Consider the following 16,846-nt stretch of genomic DNA (forward strand, 5'->3'; position numbering starts at 1 on the left):
GCAGATTGACGGCAGCGTCTGTCGGGTAGGGAAGATGGTAAACGATCCGCCTCCGCACTCGTGAAAGAGCACGGCAGTTTTTTGACAATGTTCTTAGGGGTTTGTCGCTATGCTGGTACGAAGCCGCTGCCGTTGAACAGCGCAATGGCAGCCGGCGCGCATGCATTGTTTTTTGTACTGGCGGAGCCCGACGATAAGGGTTTAATTCAACGCTCCCTTCGGTTTTGCCTGTCGCTTTGTCATCTGGAAAATTCAATGTCCCGCAAGACGACCAGTTCCAACTTCGACAATGTATCGCCGGATCATCCCGGCCTCGTTCGGGGCGACGCCGGCGTTTTCAACCGTCAGCTCATGAACCTTCTTGAAGCATCGCAGCAGGGTTATGCGCTGTTCGATGGCGAGGACAGGTTGTGTTTTGCGAATGCGGCTTTCCGCAAGGCGCTGGATGTCGCGCCGGATGAATTTCCAAGCTGGGTCGAGTTGATGCGCAGCGGCTACGGCAACTCCACCGGCACCGTAATCGAGACCTCCGACTTCGAGGTCTGGTTGCGCTCCGCCAGGACGAGGCGCGGCAAGCTGCCCTTCCGCACCATCGAGACCAGCCTCAATGACGGGCGCTGGATGTTGACGACGGAAACGACTTTGCCGGGCGGCTGGATGCTGTGCGTCATCACCGATATTTCCGAACTCGGCATAGAGCTTCGCGACCTCAGGCAGGAACGCGACAGGGCGCTCAAATCCGCCCTCTGCGACGAGTTGACGGGGCTCGGCAATCGCCGTTACCTGATGGACAATCTGGGTCACAGCCTCGGCCCCCACAAGGCGCAGGCGCTGGCGCTGGTGCTGCTCGATATCGATCATTTCAAGAGTATCAACGATCGCTTCGGCCATGCATCGGGCGACAGGGTGCTGAAACATTTCGCCGAAAAACTATGCGCCGCCGCCGGTCGCGACGATCTCATCGGGCGTATCGGCGGCGAGGAGTTTCTGCTGGGGCTGAGCGGCGCGCGAATGCACAATGCCGAAAGCGTCGTCGAAGCCCTGTTTGCGTCGCTGCGGGAGGCCTCGCCGCTCGAACAGGTCCCGGATTTCCGTTACACCTGTTCGGCGGGCATTGCCTTCGTGCGCCCCGGCGATTGCGCGGCTGAAGCGCTGCGTCGGGCGGATACGGCGCTTTATCGGGCCAAGAATACGGGGCGCAACCGCTTCGTCATCCACGATGCGCCCGTTTGATAACGCGCCGTCGCGGCCTTAATTCGACTTTGCCGCGCCGCCATCCACCCGCAGCATCGTACCGGTGATGTAGCTTGCCGGCACCGAGCAGAGGAAAGCGCCGGCGGCGCCGAATTCCTCCACCGTGCCGAGACGGCCCGCCGGAATGCTCTTGACGGAAGCCTCGCGAATTTCCTCGACGCTTTTGCCAAGACGCTTGGCGTTGGCGCCATCGAGCTCATCGATGCGGTCGGTATGGATACGGCCGGGCAGCAGCAGGTTGGAGGTGACGCCGAAACCGGCCACTTCGGAGGACAGCGTCTTGCTCCAGCCGACCAGTGCGCCGCGCAGCGTATTGGACAGCGCCAGATTGGCGATCGGCTCAAACACGCCGGAGGAGGCGACAGTCAGGATGCGGCCGAAACCCTGTTCCTTCATCTGCGGCAAAAGCGCATTGGTAAGCGTGATGACGCGCATCACCATCGACTGGAAGAAGGTATCCAGCTTGTCGGCCGTTATCTCCTGCGCAAGGCCCGGCGTCGGGCCGCCGGTGTTGTTGACGAGAATATCGATGCCGCCGAGCTTTTCCCTGACGGCCTGAACCATGGCCTCGACGAAATTATCCTCGGCCAGATCGCCCCAGACCCAGTCGGCCTTGCCCTTGCCGAGCGCATTGATCGCCTTGCAATTCGCCTCCAGCTTCTCGCCGCTTCTGCCGACAAGAAGGACATGTGCGCCTTCTTTCGCCAGCGCGGTGGCAATGCCCAGCCCAAGGCCGCGAGAGGAGGCGAGAACGAGGGCGCGTTTGCCGGAAATGCCGAGATCCATGGGTTTTGTCCTGTCTTGTGAGTGCTCAATGTGCTGTTTATAGAGCATTTCCAGGAAAAGTGGACCCCGGTTTTCCGTCTGGAAATGCTACAAAACAAAGAGTTAGAGCGTTTTCTCGATTCGAGGAAAAGAGAAAACGCTCCAGCAAGGTGGCGTCCGGTTTTGAAGGTAAAATACACGTCATGACAGAACAATCCCTGCTCAAATTCTCCATTGCTGTCACGGTTCTTCTGGCGCTCTTCGGCATCGGCGCAGGCCTGTTCTCCGGCTCCTTCGCCGTGGTTTTCGATGGTGTCTATGCGCTGACGGATGCTTTCATGACGGTGCTGGCGCTGCTTGTCGCGCGGCTGATCGCCGCTTCCGCCGCGCCCAAACCCGGCGGCCGGCTGGTGGAGCGTTTCACCATGGGCTTCTGGCATCTGGAGCCGATGGTGCTCGGGCTTAACGGCACGCTCCTGATGGGGGCGGCGATCTACGCCCTCATCAATGCCGTCGACAGCCTGATGGATGGCGGCAGATCGATCGAGTTCGATTACGCCATCGTCGTCACCTTCGTCAGCTTCGCCGTCTCGCTCGCCATGGCATGGTTCGTCAAACGGCAGAACCGCCGGCTGAAATCCGCCTTCGTGGCGCTGGACGCCAAAAGCTGGCTGATGAGCGCGCTTCTGAGCATGGCGCTATTCATCGCCTTCGCCGTGGGTTACGGGCTCACGGGAACGGCGCAGGCATGGCTGGCACCCTATATCGACCCGGCCGTGCTGGCGCTGGTCTGCCTCGTCATCATCCCCATGCCGCTCGGCAATGTGAAACAGGCGCTCGCGGACATTCTTCTGGTGACCCCGCTGGAATTCAAGCAGCATGTGGACCGGGTGGCCGCCGAGACGGTGGAGAAATTCGGCTTCTCCTCGCACTATTCCTATGTCGCCCGCGTCGGCCGCGGCCGTCAGATCGAACTCTTTTTCATCGTGCCGAAAAACTGGCCGCCCCGGCGTCTGGAGGAATGGGACGCGATCCGCGACGAGATCGGCGATGCGCTGGGCGGCGAGGGGAGCGACCGCTGGTTGACGATCGTGTTCACGACGGATGAGGAGTGGGCGGTTTGAGTGGGAAGGTCTGAGGGGCGGAGTTGCAGCCCCTTTGTGTCAACCGGGTATTGAGCGGCTACCGATCCATCGCGCAAAGCCCGTCGCAATTCTGGTTCATGAAGAGCGATTTCAGCGCCTGCGCCTTTTCGTGTTCAAGCCCGGACAGTTCCGGCAAAATCGTGTCGATCTGGGTGGCCATGGTGGTTCGGTCGGCAAGGGACGTCGCGGTGACCACGGGAATGGCGCTGGCATTGAGGGCGTTCAGCAAAATAAGCCGGTTCTCGGATCGCAAATTCGGTGAGCGCAGCATAAGGGTCAGTCCGGTAAACTGCTCCATGATGCCAAGGCGCATTTGGCGCAGGCCATCGCGGCGCGCCTTGTTCATCTGATCGGCAGGAAGCACGGCGACAAAATCGGTAATCGCCTCCAGCTGAGCCGCCTGGACATGTAATAGATAGGCTCCGGCGCGTGCGATTTCGTCCTGGTATTTGAACGTATTTGCCGCTGTGTCCGGAAGGCTGCCGTTCTGTGGGGTAAACAGTGCATAGGTTTTAAGAACGGCGCCCGCATTCGCGCCGATGGCGATGAGCGCCGGAACATCGGCGGACCGGTATGGCTGTCTGCCCAGGGTCCCCTCCACATTCCAGAGCCGGTCCAGCACCTTCGCATGAGCGGGGTTGGACAATCGCGGTAAATCCCCCTGCGCGAGCGTGTCGAGGCCCTGAAATGCTGCGGCCGATTCGTTTTGATTGGCGGAAGAGACATCGGCCTTTGCCACCAAGGGCATCGCGCCAAACCAGGACAATAACAACAGCGCTGGAATCAATCGCTTCAAGGTGGCGTTCTCCTCAATTGAACTGACGTTCTTTTTTACGGTGCATGACAGGTTTTATGGCGCCCGCAACTCGAGCGCAACATCAGGTAGCAATTCCGACGACCTGCCGAACGGCTTGCGCCCCTTGCTGCGAATCGCGCAACCCGCTAGCTTTCAACCACAGGCTAGACCCAAGCCTCCCCCCTCCTTTCGGGAAAGCATCGCACATGCAGGGTGACGCCAAATCATCGAACCATCTGTTCGAGCATCGCATAAGGAGGGGTTGCGTTCCGGCTCGCAATGGAGGTCTTTGATGAAACTTTCTGCACCGATATTTCAGCTTAAACGCCGTGCAAAGCTGATGGCGCGAAACAATGATGTTCCGCTGAATGAAGCGCTGGATCAGATCGCGCAAGAAGAGGGCTTTGCAAGGTGGAGCATGCTGTCGTCCCGGATGTCTTCCGGGCCACTTTCCGAAACGGTACTTTCCCGTCTCGATGCCGGCGACCTGTTATTGCTCGCTGGCCGACCGGGGCAGGGCAAGACCATGCTTGGTCTTCAGCTTCTGATCGATGCGGCCCGGGACGGCCGCAAGGCGTTCCTGTTTACGTTGGAATTGACCGAAAAACAGGCGGGAAAATATCTCCAATCGCTTGAAAGGGAGGCTGACGGCTTCGCCAACCAAGTTCAGATTGTCACTTCCGATGAAATTAGTGCGGACTATATCATCGATCGGATGTCGGGGTCGCGACCGGGAACAGTCGCGGTGATCGACTATCTCCAGGCGCTGGATCAACAGCGGAGCAAGCCCGTTCTTTCCGAGCAGCTACGAGCCCTCGGTGATTTTGCGCGACGGTCAGGTTGCGTTCTGGGCTTCATTTCGCAAATCGACAGATCGTTCGATCCGGAAAGCAAGCGGCTTCCTGACATCCGCGATATTCGCCTTCCGAACTTCGTCGATCTCGGCCTTTTTAACAGGGCGTGCTTCCTCCATGATGGCGAAGCGCAACTTCAGGACGTCGCCTGATTGCCTGCCGCGACTTGACGGGTCGCGGCAGGCACTCTGCTGAAATCTGGTTGCGACATAGCGCGGAACCGTGCCTGAAACCACGTGAGAAGACAGCGGAAAACGCCAAGCAGCTGCGGAAATAGGGCCGCCACAGCCTTCGCACCGTCACCCCACCTTCTTCAGTATCCCGGCTTTAACAACCCTTGACGCCCGTGCGCGTCACTCCTATTCTTTTATTTACGTGAACGTAAAAGTAATAAAGCAATCATCAGGTTGTCTGACAATTGACTGGCGTGCGACATGTTTTGCCGCTATAGAAGCTCGACAAAGGCGTCCTGCTTTGCGAAGACAGGCGCTGGTGGATGCGGTGTCGCGGATGGTTTTTTGACTGGCGCGGGCGATGCGCCGGGAATGCCGGAAAGCGGATATAACAACAGCCGGATGGGACCGGCGATGCGGAGAGGATGAGATGACGGAAGCGATGGAACTGCCCGAACGCGAAGCGATGGAATTCGACGTTGTGATCGTTGGCGCGGGTCCTGCGGGCCTTGCCGCCGCGATCCGGCTGAAGCAGGTGGAGCCGGAGCTTTCGGTCGTCGTTCTCGAAAAGGGTGCCGAAGTCGGCGCGCATATTCTCTCCGGCGCGGTGGTCGATCCGATTGGCATCGACAGGTTGCTGCCGGGCTGGCGCGAAGAGGAGGGGCACCCCTTCAAAACCGAGGTCAAGGACGACCAGTTCATGTTCTTAGGCCCGGCCGGCTCCATCCGCCTGCCGAATTTCATGATGCCGCCGCTGATGAACAATCATGGCAATTACATCGTCTCGCTTGGGCTGGTCTGTCGGTGGCTGGCGGAAAAGGCGGAAGGGCTCGGCGTCGAGATCTATCCGGGCTTTGCCGCAACCGAGGTGCTCTATAACGATGAGGGCGCCGTCATCGGTGTCGCCACCGGCGATATGGGCATCGAGAAGAATGGCGAGCCGGGTCCGAACTTCACCCGCGGCATGGAGCTGCACGGCAAATATGTGCTGATCGGCGAGGGCGTGCGCGGTTCGCTCGCCAAGCAGCTGATTTCCAAATTCGATTTGTCCAGGGATCGCGAGCCGCAGAAATTCGGCATCGGCATCAAGGAACTCTGGCAGGTCAAGCCGGAGAAGCACAAACAGGGTCTCGTGCAGCATTCCTTCGGCTGGCCGCTCGGTTTCAAGACCGGCGGCGGTTCCTTCCTCTATCATCTCGAGGATAACCTCGTCGCCGTCGGCTTCGTGGTGCACCTCAACTACAAGAACCCCTATCTTTACCCCTTCGAGGAATTCCAGCGCTTCAAGACGCATCCGGCCATCCGCGAGACCTTCGAGGGCGGCAAGCGCATTTCCTATGGTGCGCGCGCCATCACCGAAGGCGGCTATCAGTCGGTGCCGAAGCTCACTTTCCCCGGCGGCGCGCTGATCGGCTGTTCCGCCGGTTTCGTCAATGTGCCGCGCATCAAGGGCAGCCATAATGCGGTGCTGTCGGGCATGCTGGCGGCGGAAAAGATCGCCGCGGCGATTTCCGCCGGCCGCGCCCATGACGAGGTGGCGGAGATCGAGGCGGAATGGCGCGAGGGCGATATCGGCAAGGATTTGAAGCGGGTCAGAAACGTCAAGCCGCTGTGGTCGAAGTTCGGCACGCTCATCGGCGTCGGTCTCGGCGGTCTCGACATGTGGACGAACCAGCTGTTCGGCTTCTCCTTCTTTGGCACGCTGAAGCACGGCAAGACGGATGCCGAGAGCCTTGAGCCGGCCGCAAAGCACAAGCCGATCGCCTATCCGAAGCCGGATGGCGTGTTGACCTTCGACCGCCTGTCGTCGGTGTTCCTGTCCTCCACCAACCATGAGGAGGACCAGCCGGTGCATCTTCAGGTGAAGGACATGGCGCTGCAAAAACTGTCTGAGCACGATGTCTTTGCCGGCCCTTCGACGCGTTATTGTCCGGCCGGCGTTTACGAATGGGTGGAGAAGGACGGCGAAGAAGTCTACGTCATCAACGCCCAGAACTGCGTGCACTGCAAGACCTGCGACATCAAGGACCCCAACCAGAACATCAACTGGGTGCCGCCGCAGGGCGGCGAGGGGCCGGTTTACGCCAATATGTGATGGCGATTACGGGCGGAGCCTTCTCTTCCGTCATGCTCGGGCCTGTCCCGAGCATCTGCAACGGATTGATTTTACGATAGGTGGATAGATCCTCGGGCCTGTCCCGAGGATGACGTCGAGTGTGGAAAGACCGCTCGCAATCACTCTCAGCCATTGTGTCATGCGGCCGGGAGTGGCGACATGTGCGGAACGGGCAGACCTCTGATCGAAGGACTCATTTCCCACGATGCAGACGCGCCTTGACTGGATGCCAGTACCCAAGTCCGGCATGGCGGAAGAGCAGCGTCCACAGCCCGTCTCCCCGTCAGTATTTGTGGATTGCTCTTCGATTTCTTACATATAGGATGTTGGGGTGTTGCATGGTCGCGTGGCCCGTGGATTGTGGTTCAGCGATGCGGTAACGCCTTGAATGTGCATATGGTCCTAAGTGCCGTCGCCCGACGGCAGGGAGTGAAGGAATGTCCGGCTTTCAAAGGCTGAATATCGTGCGGAAGACAGGGTTCGTTGCCGGTGTGGCAACGCTTGCGATGATTGCCGTTTCTTTCAGCGGCGGTCCGCTGGTGGCCGCAAGCTGCCGTACCGATGCCATGGCCGGCATCGACTGGCGCGAATGCAACAAGCGCCTGCTGATGCTGGGCGGCAGCAATCTCGATTCGGCAATGCTTTACGGCACGGATTTCACCTATACCGACCTGCGCGGTTCTTCGCTGAAGGGCGCCAATCTCGAGAAGGCCAAGCTTATCCGCACGGCCCTTGGCGAGGCGAACCTGCAGGGCGCCAATCTGACCAAGGTGGAAGCCTATCGCAGCGATTTTTCAGCCGCCGACGCCACCAACGCCAAATTCGTCAATGCTGAAATGCAGCGGACCAAATTCGAAAACACCAAGCTGGACGGCACGGATTTTACCAAGGCTGAACTCGGCCGCGCCGATTTCGAGGGCGCGACGCTGAACGGCTCGAAATTCTCCCTGACCAATCTGTCACGGGCCCGTTTCGGCGGCGCCAAGCTCGGCGGTCCGGTGGATTTCACCAGCGCATTCCTGCTGCTGACGAGGATCGAAGGGCTCGATCTTTCCATGGCCACCGGCCTTGATCAGAAGCAGATCGACATTGCCTGCGGCGACGCCAAGACCAAATTGCCGAACGGCCTCACCGCGCCGGCCTCCTGGCCGTGCCCGGAAGATCCGGACGACGATTGACAGGAATAGCCGGGCGGTCTTACGCTCGGCCCAAACATCTCCATAAGCGGAAGAGAAGCGTCCGCGCTGCGGACGCCTCACCGGCGATCAGAAGCCCGAAAGCACGATCTTGCCCTTGGCCCTGTTGCTCTCGATCAGCCCATGCGCCTTGATGAGATTTGCGGCATTGATGGTGCCGAAAACCTCCGTCAGCGTCGTCTTGATCTTGCCGGCATCGACAAGCCCGGCCACATGGTTGAGCAGCCTGTGCTGCTCGATCATGTCAGGCGTCTGAAAAACGGCGCGGGCGAACATCATTTCCCAATGGATCGATACGCATTTGCGCTTGAAGGCCATGACGTCGAAACCGCCGGCCGGATCGTCGATCAGCGCGAAACGACCCTGCGGCGCAATGGTCGCCACGCTGTCGGCGGCATGGATGTCGCTATGGGTGGTGGAGAAAACAAAGCCCGGCGCACCGAGCCCGAGCGCTTCCACCTGCGGGGCGATCGGCTTGCTGTGATCGATGACGTGATGCGCGCCGAGTTCCTTCACCCACGCAATCGTCTCGGGCCGTGAAGCGGTGGCAATGACGGTGAGGTCGGTCAACGCCCGCAGAAGCTGGACGGCGATGGAGCCGACGCCACCCGCGCCGCCGATGACGAGAATGGCGTTGGCCGCGCCCGGAACCGGCTCCTTCACCCGCAGCCGGTCGAACAGCGTCTCGTAAGCGGTGATGGCGGTCAGCGGCAGCGCGGCGGCCTCCTCGAAATTCAGGGACTTCGGCTTTGCGCCGACAATGCGCTCATCGACCAGATGGAATTCGCTATTGGAGCCGGGGCGGTTGATGACGCCTGCGTAAAACACCTCATCGCCCGGTTTGAACAGCGTGACCTTGTCGCCAACGGCCTTCACCACGCCCGAAGCGTCGAAGCCCAGCACGCGGGCGGCGCCGTTTTCCGGCGACTGGTTGCGGCGCACCTTGGTGTCGACGGGGTTCACCGAAACGGCCTTCACCTCCACCAGAATATCGTGTCCCTTCGCTTCCGGCTGGGGCAGGTCGATATCGATGAGAGCGTCTTTCGCGGTGATGGGCTGGCTGGTCCTGTAACCGATGGCGCGCATGAACAGTCTCCTTTGCTTGTTTGCGTGCCTCTTACTTGATACATATGAACATCGATCGCAAGAATGCACATTTTGTGATGATACATACAAAAAGGATACTGTGATGTCGCGACCGCGCGCCAAGCTCACCGGCAACTTTCCCGGCTGCCCGGTGGAATCGGCCTTAAGTTTCCTCGATGGCAAATGGAAGGGCGTGATCCTCTATCACCTCATCAATGAGGGCACGCTGCGCTTTAACGAGCTGCGCCGCCATATTCCCAGCGTCACCCAGCGCATGCTGACGAAGCAGCTGCGCGAACTGGAAGAGGCCGGCCTGATTTCCCGCACCGTTTTTCCGGTGGTGCCGCCACGCGTGGACTATGCGCTGACGCCGCTCGGCGAGACGATGATACCGGTGATCTCGGCGCTGAAAAGCTGGGGCGACGCCCATGTCGTGTGCAGGAACGGCGAGAAATATACCCGCCTTCCCGAGACGAAGGAAAAGGCCGCCTGAAAAATCACGGGTAAAAGCCCATCCCTGCGCGCGCCTTTTTCATGGTGCGATGCAACATGTATTTGCCCCGATTGATGCATAATGCTGCGATCTCGATTCGCAGCAGGGACATCAGGACACATGAGCATCGGTTGGTTGGAGGCCGCATTTCTCGGCTTTTTGCAAGGGCTTACGGAATTTCTTCCGATTTCTTCAAGCGCGCATCTGAGGATCGCCGGGGAGTTCCTGCCCTCCGGCGCGGATCCGGGAGCCGCCTTCACCGCGATTACGCAGATCGGCACCGAAGCCGCCGTGCTGGTCTATTTCTGGTCGGATATCATGCGCATTGCCATCGCCTGGCTCCGGCAGAACTTTCGCCTCGGCGAGTATAACAAGGCCGATGCCCGGCTCGGCTGGCTCATCATCATCGGTTCCGTGCCGATCGTCTTTCTTGGCCTGTTCTTCAAGGATGCCATCGAGCACTCGCTGCGCAACCTTTACATCACCGCCGTAATGCTGATCGTCTTCGGCATCGTTCTCGGCGTTGCCGATAAAATCGGTGAGAAGCGTTACAAACTGAACCAGCTTATCTGGCGCGATGGCATCCTGTTCGGTTTCGCGCAGGCCATGGCGCTCATCCCCGGCGTTTCGCGCTCGGGCGGCACCATCAGCGCCGGCCTGCTTTTGGGCTATACCCGCGAGGCGGCAGCGCGTTATTCCTTCCTGCTCGCCGTTCCCGCCGTCTTCGGCTCCGGCTTTTATCAGCTCTTCAAGAGCATCGGCGAGGACAATCCGGTCGGCTGGGGTCCGACGGGGCTTGCGACACTGATCGCCTTCGTGGTCGGTTATGCGGTGATCGTCGTGTTCCTCAAGCTGGTTTCCACCAAGAGCTACATGCCCTTCGTCTGGTACCGCGTGGTCATTGGCGTCATTCTTTTGGGGCTGCTGGGAACGGGCGTGATCAACGCGGGTGGGTGAGGGGTAGCGTTAAAGCCTGTGCTCACCGCAAATGAAAAGGCCCGCTCCTTCGAACGGGCCTCAGCTTATTGACAAGGCTAATCAGGTACTCGACGTCATCCTCGGCCCTGTGCCGAGGATCTAACCAAGTCCAATTCAATCGAGACGTTGCAGATGCTCGGGACAAGCCCGAGCATGACGAAAGAGAGCTTTCCAGACTTAGTCGGCGTCCTAAGGCCCGCTCTTCGGAGCGGGCCTTTCGTTTTTTACAGCAACGTGCCGCTCAAGATCACCAGCGCCACCGAGAAGTAGATGATCAGCCCGCTGACATCCACCAGCGTCGCGACGAAGGGGGCCGATGCGCTGGCCGGATCGAGCCGCAGGCGCTGCAGTACGAAGGGCAGCATGGAGCCGGCGAGCGAACCGAAGGTGACGATGCCGACGAGGGCCGCGAAAACGGTGGCGCCGACCAGCAACCAGTGCTCGCCATAATCGTAAAACCCGGCCTGCTGCCAGAGGCTCAGACGCAGGAAGCCGATGGCGCCCAGAATGCAGCCGAGTGTCAGGCCCGTCGGGATTTCCCGCAGCAGCACCCGCCACCAGTCGGAAAGCTTCAGCTCGCCTAGCGCCAGCGCCCGGATGATGAGCGAGGTGGCCTGCGAACCGGAGTTGCCGCCCGACGACATGATGAGCGGAATGAACAGCGTCAGCACCACGGCCTTTTCCAGCTCGCCCTCGAAATGCTGCATGGCGCTGGCCGTCAACATTTCACCGAGGAAGAGCGCTGCGAGCCAGCCGGCGCGCTTGCGGATCATGTCCGGAAAACCGATCGTCATATAGGGCTTGCCGAGCGCTTCCATACCGCCGAACTTGTGGGCGTCTTCCGTCGTGTCGGCGATCATGGTGTCGATCACGTCATCGACGGTGACGATGCCGAGAATATGCGAACGGTCATCGACGACGGGCAGGGCCAGAAGGTCGTGCTTGCGGATCAGCCGGGCGACATCCTCCTGCGACATCAGGGGGCTGGCGCAGACGATGCCTTCCTTCGATGCGACGGAGAGGATGGAGGCGCTGGCTTCGCCGGTCAGCAGGCGGCGCAGCGTCACGACGGTGGAGAGCGTTCCATCCTGCGCCAGCACATAGATGGCATAGACCGTTTCACGCGACCGCTCGACGACGCGGATGTGCGAAAGGGTCTGTTCCACCGTCCAATTGTCCGGCACGCTGACGAATTCCGTGGTCATGATCGAGCCGGCGGTACGCGGCGGATAACCCATCAGATGCTGGATGGAGAGCGCCGTCGTGCGGTCCAGCCGGGAAAACAGCTTTGCGCGCGGCTCTTCGGCCATTTCCGCCATGACGTCGGCCACGCGGTCGTCGGACATCAGGTTGACGAGGCGGGCGGCCTGTTCGACCGGAATATCGGCGATGATGGCGGCGGCGCCATGCAGTTCCGGCCGGTCGAGAATGGCGACGGCCTTTGCCTGCGGCATGGCGAGGAGGGCGGTTACGGCTTCGCTGACATCGAGCGTGTTGAGGTGCTCGACGCGTTCGGCAATGGTGGTGGAGCCGGCGTTTCCGCTACGAAGAAGACGTGCGGCCTTGCTGGCCCTCTGGGAGAGGTTGTGGAAGTTCATGATTGCTCACCTTTCCGTCGATTCGCCGATCACGGCGAACGCGGTGGTGAGCCGACAGCGGTCGGATCAGTTCACGTTCGCCGGTCTCGGCAAAGGCAATCGACTGCTACTGTCGCTAGACATCCAATGATGCTCCGTTGAAATCCGCGCCGTGCCGGTCGGCATGCGCGTAAGGCCGTGTTGCGCCTGAAACCGAAAAGAGTCAAGCGCCCGATCATGAAATTTCCGCAAGGTTCTGCACCGTGGCGAGGGGCGGCGATGCAGACTGTAAAAAAGGCGGCTTCAAGCCGCCTTTTCGCGCCGTTCGACGGTGACGGAAACAAGGAAAACGCCAAGCCCGAGAAGGGAAAGAACCGCACCGACATAACCGGTGGAGGCGTAACCGAAACCCATGGCGATGACGAGGCCGCCGAGCCAGGCGCCGAGCGCATTGGCGATGTTGAAGGCGGAATGGTTGGAGGCGGCGGCGAGCGTCTGCGCATCCTGCGCCACATCCATCAGCCGCGTCTGCACGGCCGGACAGGCGGCGAAACCGCAGCCGATCAGGAAGACGCAGAGGCAGAGCATGAAAGGATTGTCCGCCGTCATGCCGAACACGGTCATGACAAGCACGTTGAAGGCAAGCATGCCGCCAATCGTGCCGTTGAGCGAGATATCGGCCAGCCGCGAGCCGACCACATTGCCGACATTCATGCCGATGCCGAACAGCGCCAGCACCATGGAAACGGTGGAAACCGGCATCATCGCCACATCGGTGGTGGTCTTGGCGATATAGCTGAAGACCGAGAACATGCCGCCGAAGCCGACGGCGGCGATGGCGAGCGTCAGCCACACCTGCACGCGGCGGAAAGCGCCGAGTTCGCGCCAGACGCTCGCGCCTTCCTCTACCCGATCACGCGGCTGGAAGAACCAGAGCAGAGCCACTGTCAAAAGCGCGATGCCGCCGACCAGCATGAAGGCCGCGCGCCAGGAAAGCAGCTGGCCGAAGAAGGTGGCGAGGGGCGTGCCGAGCAGGGTGGCGATGGTGAGGCCGAGCATGACGCGGCCAACGGCGCGGGCGCGCTTGTGGATCGGCGCCATGGAGGCCGCCACCAGCGCCGCAACCCCGAAATAGGCTCCATGCGGCAGGCCGGTGATGAAGCGCAGGACGGTGAAGCTCAGGAAATCCGGTGCGACGGCGCTCAAGATATTACCGGCCGCGAAAAGCCCCATCAGGCCGAGAAGCAGGGTGCGGCGTGTCATGCGCGCGGCGAGAACCGCGATGATCGGCGCGCCGATGACGACGCCGAGCGCATAGGCCGTGATGACATAACCCGCCTGCGGAACAGTGACGCCATAGGTGGTGGCGACGTCGGGAAGCAGGCCCATGATGGCGAATTCGCCGGTGCCGATGCCGAAGCCGCCGGCGGCAAGCGCCAGTTCGATGAGCGCGATGGCAAGCGGGGAGAGGGCCACGGCAGGGGCGGCCGTGTAAACGGTTTCATTCTCCGCGCCAGGGCGGGCTTCGGAAATATTCGACTGGCTCATCGTGACCTGAAAAGCGGGAAGGGCCCACAGAAAAAAGGGCAAGACCGTATGGGAGCGGTCTGCCCTGACTGGAGATGCGCGGTCATGAAAATGACCTTAAGTGATCCCTAACATGAAATGATGCGTTGCGGTAGAGCGATTCTCGGCAAAAGAGCATCTTCACGCGATGGTGTTCGGAACCCTATATAGGGTCAGGCATTTACGCGCGGCTGCCTCACTGGATCGGGTTGGAAACATGAAGCTCATTGCAATTTTCAATCGTGACGGCGGCACGTTTCGCACCACCGACATGGAGGCCTATTGCGACCATGCCCGCGAGGTCTTCACCAGCGCCGGCCACGCCATCGATTGCCGTCTGGTCTCCGGAAAGGATATCGTCGAGGAAATGGAGCGCGCCGCCGATGAGCCGGGCATCGAAGGCATCATTGCCGGCGGCGGCGACGGCACGATTTCCGCAGCAGCCGCCATCGCCTGGAAACACGGCATCGCGCTCGGCATCGTTCCGGCCGGCACCATGAACCTCTTCGCCCGCTCGCTGAAGCTGCCGCTCGATATTCGCCAGGCGCTGGAAACGCTGGCGAATGGCGAGATTGCCAGTGTCGACATTGCCAGCGCCAATGGCCGCCTCTTCGTCCACCAGTTTTCCGCGGGCCTGCATTCCCGCATGGTGCGCTATCGCAACAATCTCGCTTTTGCCTCCCGCCTCGGCAAGATCAAGGCAAGCATCCGCGCCGCCATCAGCGTCATCCTCAATCCGCCGGTCTTCGAGGTGGAATATACCGTCAACGGCAAAACGCAGCATCGCAAGGTCTCGGCCATTTCCGTTTCCAACAATGAATTCGGCCAGAGCGCATTGATGGTCGCGGACAATGTCTCGGGCGGCCATCTCGGCTTTTATCTCGCCGATCCGTTGCGTCCTTCCGGCGTCGCGAAACTCGCTTTTGATATTCTGCGCGGCAGGCTGAAGGAAAACGCCGCCGTGACCGCCATGACCGTGACGGATGTGGAGCTGCATTTTCCCAAGAAACGCCATGACCTGCGCTGCGTCATCGATGGCGAATTGCTGCCCATGGAGCGGGATGTGGCGCTGGAGGTTCACGCCGGCGAATTGAAGGTGCTGGTGGGGCGGCCGTTCTTCGGATAGCGCGTGACTGAGGAGCAGCGACACCCGCTTATGGACAGGGTGTTTGCCGCTTGTTTCTTCTCCCCGAGGGGGAGAAGTCCGCGGCAGCGGGATGAGGGGGCGAGCTCTCGGTCTATCTCTGCCGTCGCCCCCTCATCCGACCCTTCGGGCCACCTTCTCCCCCTCGGGGAGAAGAAACCCAGCCGCCTCCGTTCGTCCAAGCCGCCCCCTAAAAAACGCCAGCCTTGCCAAATCGAAGCCGCCCGGCCATGTTCGGCAGGCGCGGTGGCGTGAGCGCCGTTGCCTTTATGGGAGTGCGATCTGTCATGAATGAAATCTCCAAGCCGATGTCCAATCTCGCCGCCATCGATGCCGCCCATCACCTCCACCCCTTTTCTGACATGGGCAAGCTCAACGCCGCCGGCACCCGCATCATCGAGCGCGCGGAAGGGGTGTTCATCTATGACAGCACCGGCAGGAAATATCTCGACGCCTTTGCCGGCCTCTGGTGCGTGAATATCGGTTACGGACGCCGCGAGATTGCCGATGTCGTGCAGCGCCAGATGAACGAGCTGCCCTATTACAACGCGTTTTTCGGCACCACCACGCCGCCCGCGACGCTTCTGGCGCAGAAGATCGCCTCGCGCGCCGGGCCGAAGATGAACCATGTCTTCTTCACCAATTCCGGCTCGGAAGCGACCGATACCTGGTTCCGAATGGCGCGCGTCTACTGGAAAGCGCTCGGCCATCCGACGAAGACCAGGGTAATCGCAAGGCGCAACGGCTATCACGGCTCGACCGTGGCAGGCGCTTCGCTCGGCGGCATGAAATGGATGCACGAGCAGGGCAACCTGCCGATCGAGGGCGTGGCCCATATCGGCCAGCCCTATTGGTATGCCGAGGGCGGCGATCTTTCACCGGCCGAATTCGGCCTGAAGGTTGCGCGCGAACTGGAAGCGAAGATCGATGAACTCGGCGAGGAAAATGTCGCCGCTTTCGTGGCTGAACCCATTCAGGGTGCGGGCGGCGTCATCGTGCCGCCGGAAACCTACTGGCCGGAAATCGCCCGCATCTGCAAGGCGCGCAACATCCTGCTCGTCTCCGATGAGGTGATCTGCGGTTTCGGCCGTCTCGGCTCCTGGTTCGGTTATCAGCATTTCGGCGTGGAGCCGGACCTCGCCCCCGTCGCCAAGGGCCTGTCATCAGGCTATCTGCCGATTGGCGGCGTCATCGTCTCGGATCGGGTGGCGAAGGTGATGTTGTCTGAGGTCGGTGACTTCAACCACGGTTTCACCTATTCCGGCCATCCCGTCTGCGCCGCCGCCGCCCTGGAAAACCTCCGCATCATTGAGGAGGAGGGACTGGTGGAACGGGTGCGCGACGATATCGGCCCTTATTTCTCCGAAGGCTGGAAAAGCCTTGTTGGTCATGAACTGGTCGGCGAGGCGGTGAATGTCGGCCTGATGGGCGGCCTGCAGATTACCGCCGACAAGGCGACGCGCCGGCGTTTCGCCAAGCCGGACGACATCGGAACCGCGGTGCGCAACCATTGCCTGGCAGATGGCCTTGTGATGCGCGCCACCGGCGACCGCATGCTGGCCTCACCGGCGCTGACGATCAGCCGCTCGGAAGTGGATGAGATCATAGAAACGCTGCGCAAGGGGCTCGACCACCTGCGCGATACGCGGGAGCATTTTCAGTAAAACTGCGTAGCGGTTTTACGTCCGGAAAATGCGACGAAA

14 protein-coding genes are annotated in these 16,846 nt (G+C 60.7%); 9 read left to right on the forward strand and 5 right to left on the reverse strand.

The window, feature by feature from the left end:
- Positions 1-255 precede the first annotated feature (255 nt).
- Positions 256-1,233: a sensor domain-containing diguanylate cyclase gene (locus I3J13_RS15680; RefSeq protein ID WP_196379399.1), complete on the forward strand. Its 978-nt coding sequence runs from the start codon at positions 256-258 to the stop codon at positions 1,231-1,233.
- 18 nt (positions 1,234-1,251) lie between these two features.
- Here the strand turns inward: I3J13_RS15680 and I3J13_RS15685 are convergent, their stop codons facing one another.
- Positions 1,252-2,040 carry an SDR family oxidoreductase gene (locus tag I3J13_RS15685; protein WP_003524086.1) on the reverse strand — a complete coding sequence of 263 codons (789 nt, stop codon included), beginning with the start codon at positions 2,038-2,040 and terminating at the stop codon, positions 1,252-1,254.
- 182 nt (positions 2,041-2,222) lie between these two features.
- Between I3J13_RS15685 and I3J13_RS15690 the strand changes: the two genes are divergently transcribed.
- Positions 2,223-3,143, forward strand: a complete 921-nt coding sequence (locus I3J13_RS15690; RefSeq protein WP_196379400.1) for a cation diffusion facilitator family transporter — start codon at positions 2,223-2,225, stop codon at positions 3,141-3,143.
- Between the two features lie 58 nt (positions 3,144-3,201).
- On the opposite strand, the gene I3J13_RS15695 is transcribed toward I3J13_RS15690, so the two are convergent.
- Positions 3,202-3,960: a hypothetical protein gene (locus I3J13_RS15695; protein ID WP_236000967.1), complete on the reverse strand. Its 759-nt coding sequence runs from the start codon at positions 3,958-3,960 to the stop codon at positions 3,202-3,204.
- Positions 3,961-4,252: 292 nt separating this feature from the next.
- Between I3J13_RS15695 and I3J13_RS15700 the strand changes: the two genes are divergently transcribed.
- The 3 genes from I3J13_RS15700 (at position 4,253) to I3J13_RS15710 (ending at position 8,281) form a co-directional block, all read left to right on the forward strand.
- Positions 4,253-4,966, forward strand: a complete 714-nt coding sequence (locus I3J13_RS15700) for a DNA helicase (protein WP_196379401.1) — start codon at positions 4,253-4,255, stop codon at positions 4,964-4,966.
- 451 nt (positions 4,967-5,417) lie between these two features.
- On the forward strand, positions 5,418-7,082 hold the full coding sequence (locus I3J13_RS15705; RefSeq protein WP_196379402.1) for an electron transfer flavoprotein-ubiquinone oxidoreductase: 1,665 nt from the start codon (positions 5,418-5,420) through the stop codon (positions 7,080-7,082).
- A 458-nt stretch (positions 7,083-7,540) separates the two neighbouring features.
- Positions 7,541-8,281, forward strand: a complete 741-nt coding sequence (locus I3J13_RS15710; protein WP_059753741.1) for a pentapeptide repeat-containing protein — start codon at positions 7,541-7,543, stop codon at positions 8,279-8,281.
- A gap of 87 nt (positions 8,282-8,368) precedes the next feature.
- On the opposite strand, the gene I3J13_RS15715 is transcribed toward I3J13_RS15710, so the two are convergent.
- Entirely contained in the window at positions 8,369-9,385 is a 1,017-nt protein-coding gene (locus I3J13_RS15715; RefSeq protein ID WP_196379403.1) for a zinc-binding alcohol dehydrogenase family protein, read from the reverse strand.
- Between the two features lie 103 nt (positions 9,386-9,488).
- On the opposite strand from I3J13_RS15715, the gene I3J13_RS15720 reads away from it, so the two are divergent.
- Complete coding sequence (locus tag I3J13_RS15720) at positions 9,489-9,878, forward strand: winged helix-turn-helix transcriptional regulator (RefSeq protein WP_196379404.1); 390 nt, start codon at positions 9,489-9,491, stop codon at positions 9,876-9,878.
- 120 nt (positions 9,879-9,998) lie between these two features.
- On the forward strand, positions 9,999-10,835 hold the full coding sequence (locus I3J13_RS15725) for an undecaprenyl-diphosphate phosphatase (RefSeq protein WP_080817340.1): 837 nt from the start codon (positions 9,999-10,001) through the stop codon (positions 10,833-10,835).
- Between the two features lie 245 nt (positions 10,836-11,080).
- On the opposite strand, the gene mgtE is transcribed toward I3J13_RS15725, so the two are convergent.
- Entirely contained in the window at positions 11,081-12,454 is a 1,374-nt protein-coding gene (mgtE, locus tag I3J13_RS15730; RefSeq protein ID WP_196379405.1) for a magnesium transporter, read from the reverse strand.
- A 282-nt stretch (positions 12,455-12,736) separates the two neighbouring features.
- Positions 12,737-13,981, reverse strand: coding sequence for an MFS transporter (locus I3J13_RS15735; protein ID WP_051671853.1), 1,245 nt, complete (start codon positions 13,979-13,981; stop codon positions 12,737-12,739).
- Positions 13,982-14,216: 235 nt separating this feature from the next.
- Here I3J13_RS15735 and I3J13_RS15740 point away from each other — a divergent pair, with 235 nt between their 5' ends.
- Both I3J13_RS15740 and I3J13_RS15745 read left to right on the forward strand, forming a co-directional pair.
- Positions 14,217-15,125 (forward strand): diacylglycerol/lipid kinase family protein, encoded by a 909-nt coding sequence (locus I3J13_RS15740; RefSeq protein WP_196379406.1) that lies wholly within the window; start codon positions 14,217-14,219, stop codon positions 15,123-15,125.
- 305 nt (positions 15,126-15,430) lie between these two features.
- Entirely contained in the window at positions 15,431-16,807 is a 1,377-nt protein-coding gene (locus I3J13_RS15745) for an aspartate aminotransferase family protein (RefSeq protein ID WP_196379407.1), read from the forward strand.
- Positions 16,808-16,846 lie beyond the last annotated feature (39 nt).

This window comes from Agrobacterium leguminum (genome assembly GCF_015704895.1).
In the GTDB taxonomy this organism is placed as follows: Bacteria; Pseudomonadota; Alphaproteobacteria; order Rhizobiales; family Rhizobiaceae; genus Agrobacterium; species Agrobacterium leguminum.

Excerpts from the sequence above, each read along its gene's own strand:
- I3J13_RS15735 (WP_051671853.1), bottom strand. The coding sequence starts at position 13,981 with ATGAGCCAGTCGAATATTTCCGAAGCCCGCCCTGGCGCGGAGAATGAA.
- I3J13_RS15740 (WP_196379406.1), top strand. The coding sequence starts at position 14,217 with ATGAAGCTCATTGCAATTTTCAATCGTGACGGCGGCACGTTTCGCACC.
- I3J13_RS15685 (WP_003524086.1), bottom strand. The coding sequence starts at position 2,040 with ATGGATCTCGGCATTTCCGGCAAACGCGCCCTCGTTCTCGCCTCCTCT.
- I3J13_RS15745 (WP_196379407.1), top strand. The coding sequence starts at position 15,431 with ATGAATGAAATCTCCAAGCCGATGTCCAATCTCGCCGCCATCGATGCC.
- I3J13_RS15700 (WP_196379401.1), top strand. The coding sequence starts at position 4,253 with ATGAAACTTTCTGCACCGATATTTCAGCTTAAACGCCGTGCAAAGCTG.
- I3J13_RS15690 (WP_196379400.1), top strand. The coding sequence starts at position 2,223 with ATGACAGAACAATCCCTGCTCAAATTCTCCATTGCTGTCACGGTTCTT.
- I3J13_RS15720 (WP_196379404.1), top strand. The coding sequence starts at position 9,489 with ATGTCGCGACCGCGCGCCAAGCTCACCGGCAACTTTCCCGGCTGCCCG.
- I3J13_RS15725 (WP_080817340.1), top strand. The coding sequence starts at position 9,999 with ATGAGCATCGGTTGGTTGGAGGCCGCATTTCTCGGCTTTTTGCAAGGG.
- I3J13_RS15710 (WP_059753741.1), top strand. The coding sequence starts at position 7,541 with ATGTCCGGCTTTCAAAGGCTGAATATCGTGCGGAAGACAGGGTTCGTT.
- I3J13_RS15680 (WP_196379399.1), top strand. The coding sequence starts at position 256 with ATGTCCCGCAAGACGACCAGTTCCAACTTCGACAATGTATCGCCGGAT.
- mgtE (WP_196379405.1), bottom strand. The coding sequence starts at position 12,454 with ATGAACTTCCACAACCTCTCCCAGAGGGCCAGCAAGGCCGCACGTCTT.
- I3J13_RS15705 (WP_196379402.1), top strand. The coding sequence starts at position 5,418 with ATGACGGAAGCGATGGAACTGCCCGAACGCGAAGCGATGGAATTCGAC.
- I3J13_RS15715 (WP_196379403.1), bottom strand. The coding sequence starts at position 9,385 with ATGCGCGCCATCGGTTACAGGACCAGCCAGCCCATCACCGCGAAAGAC.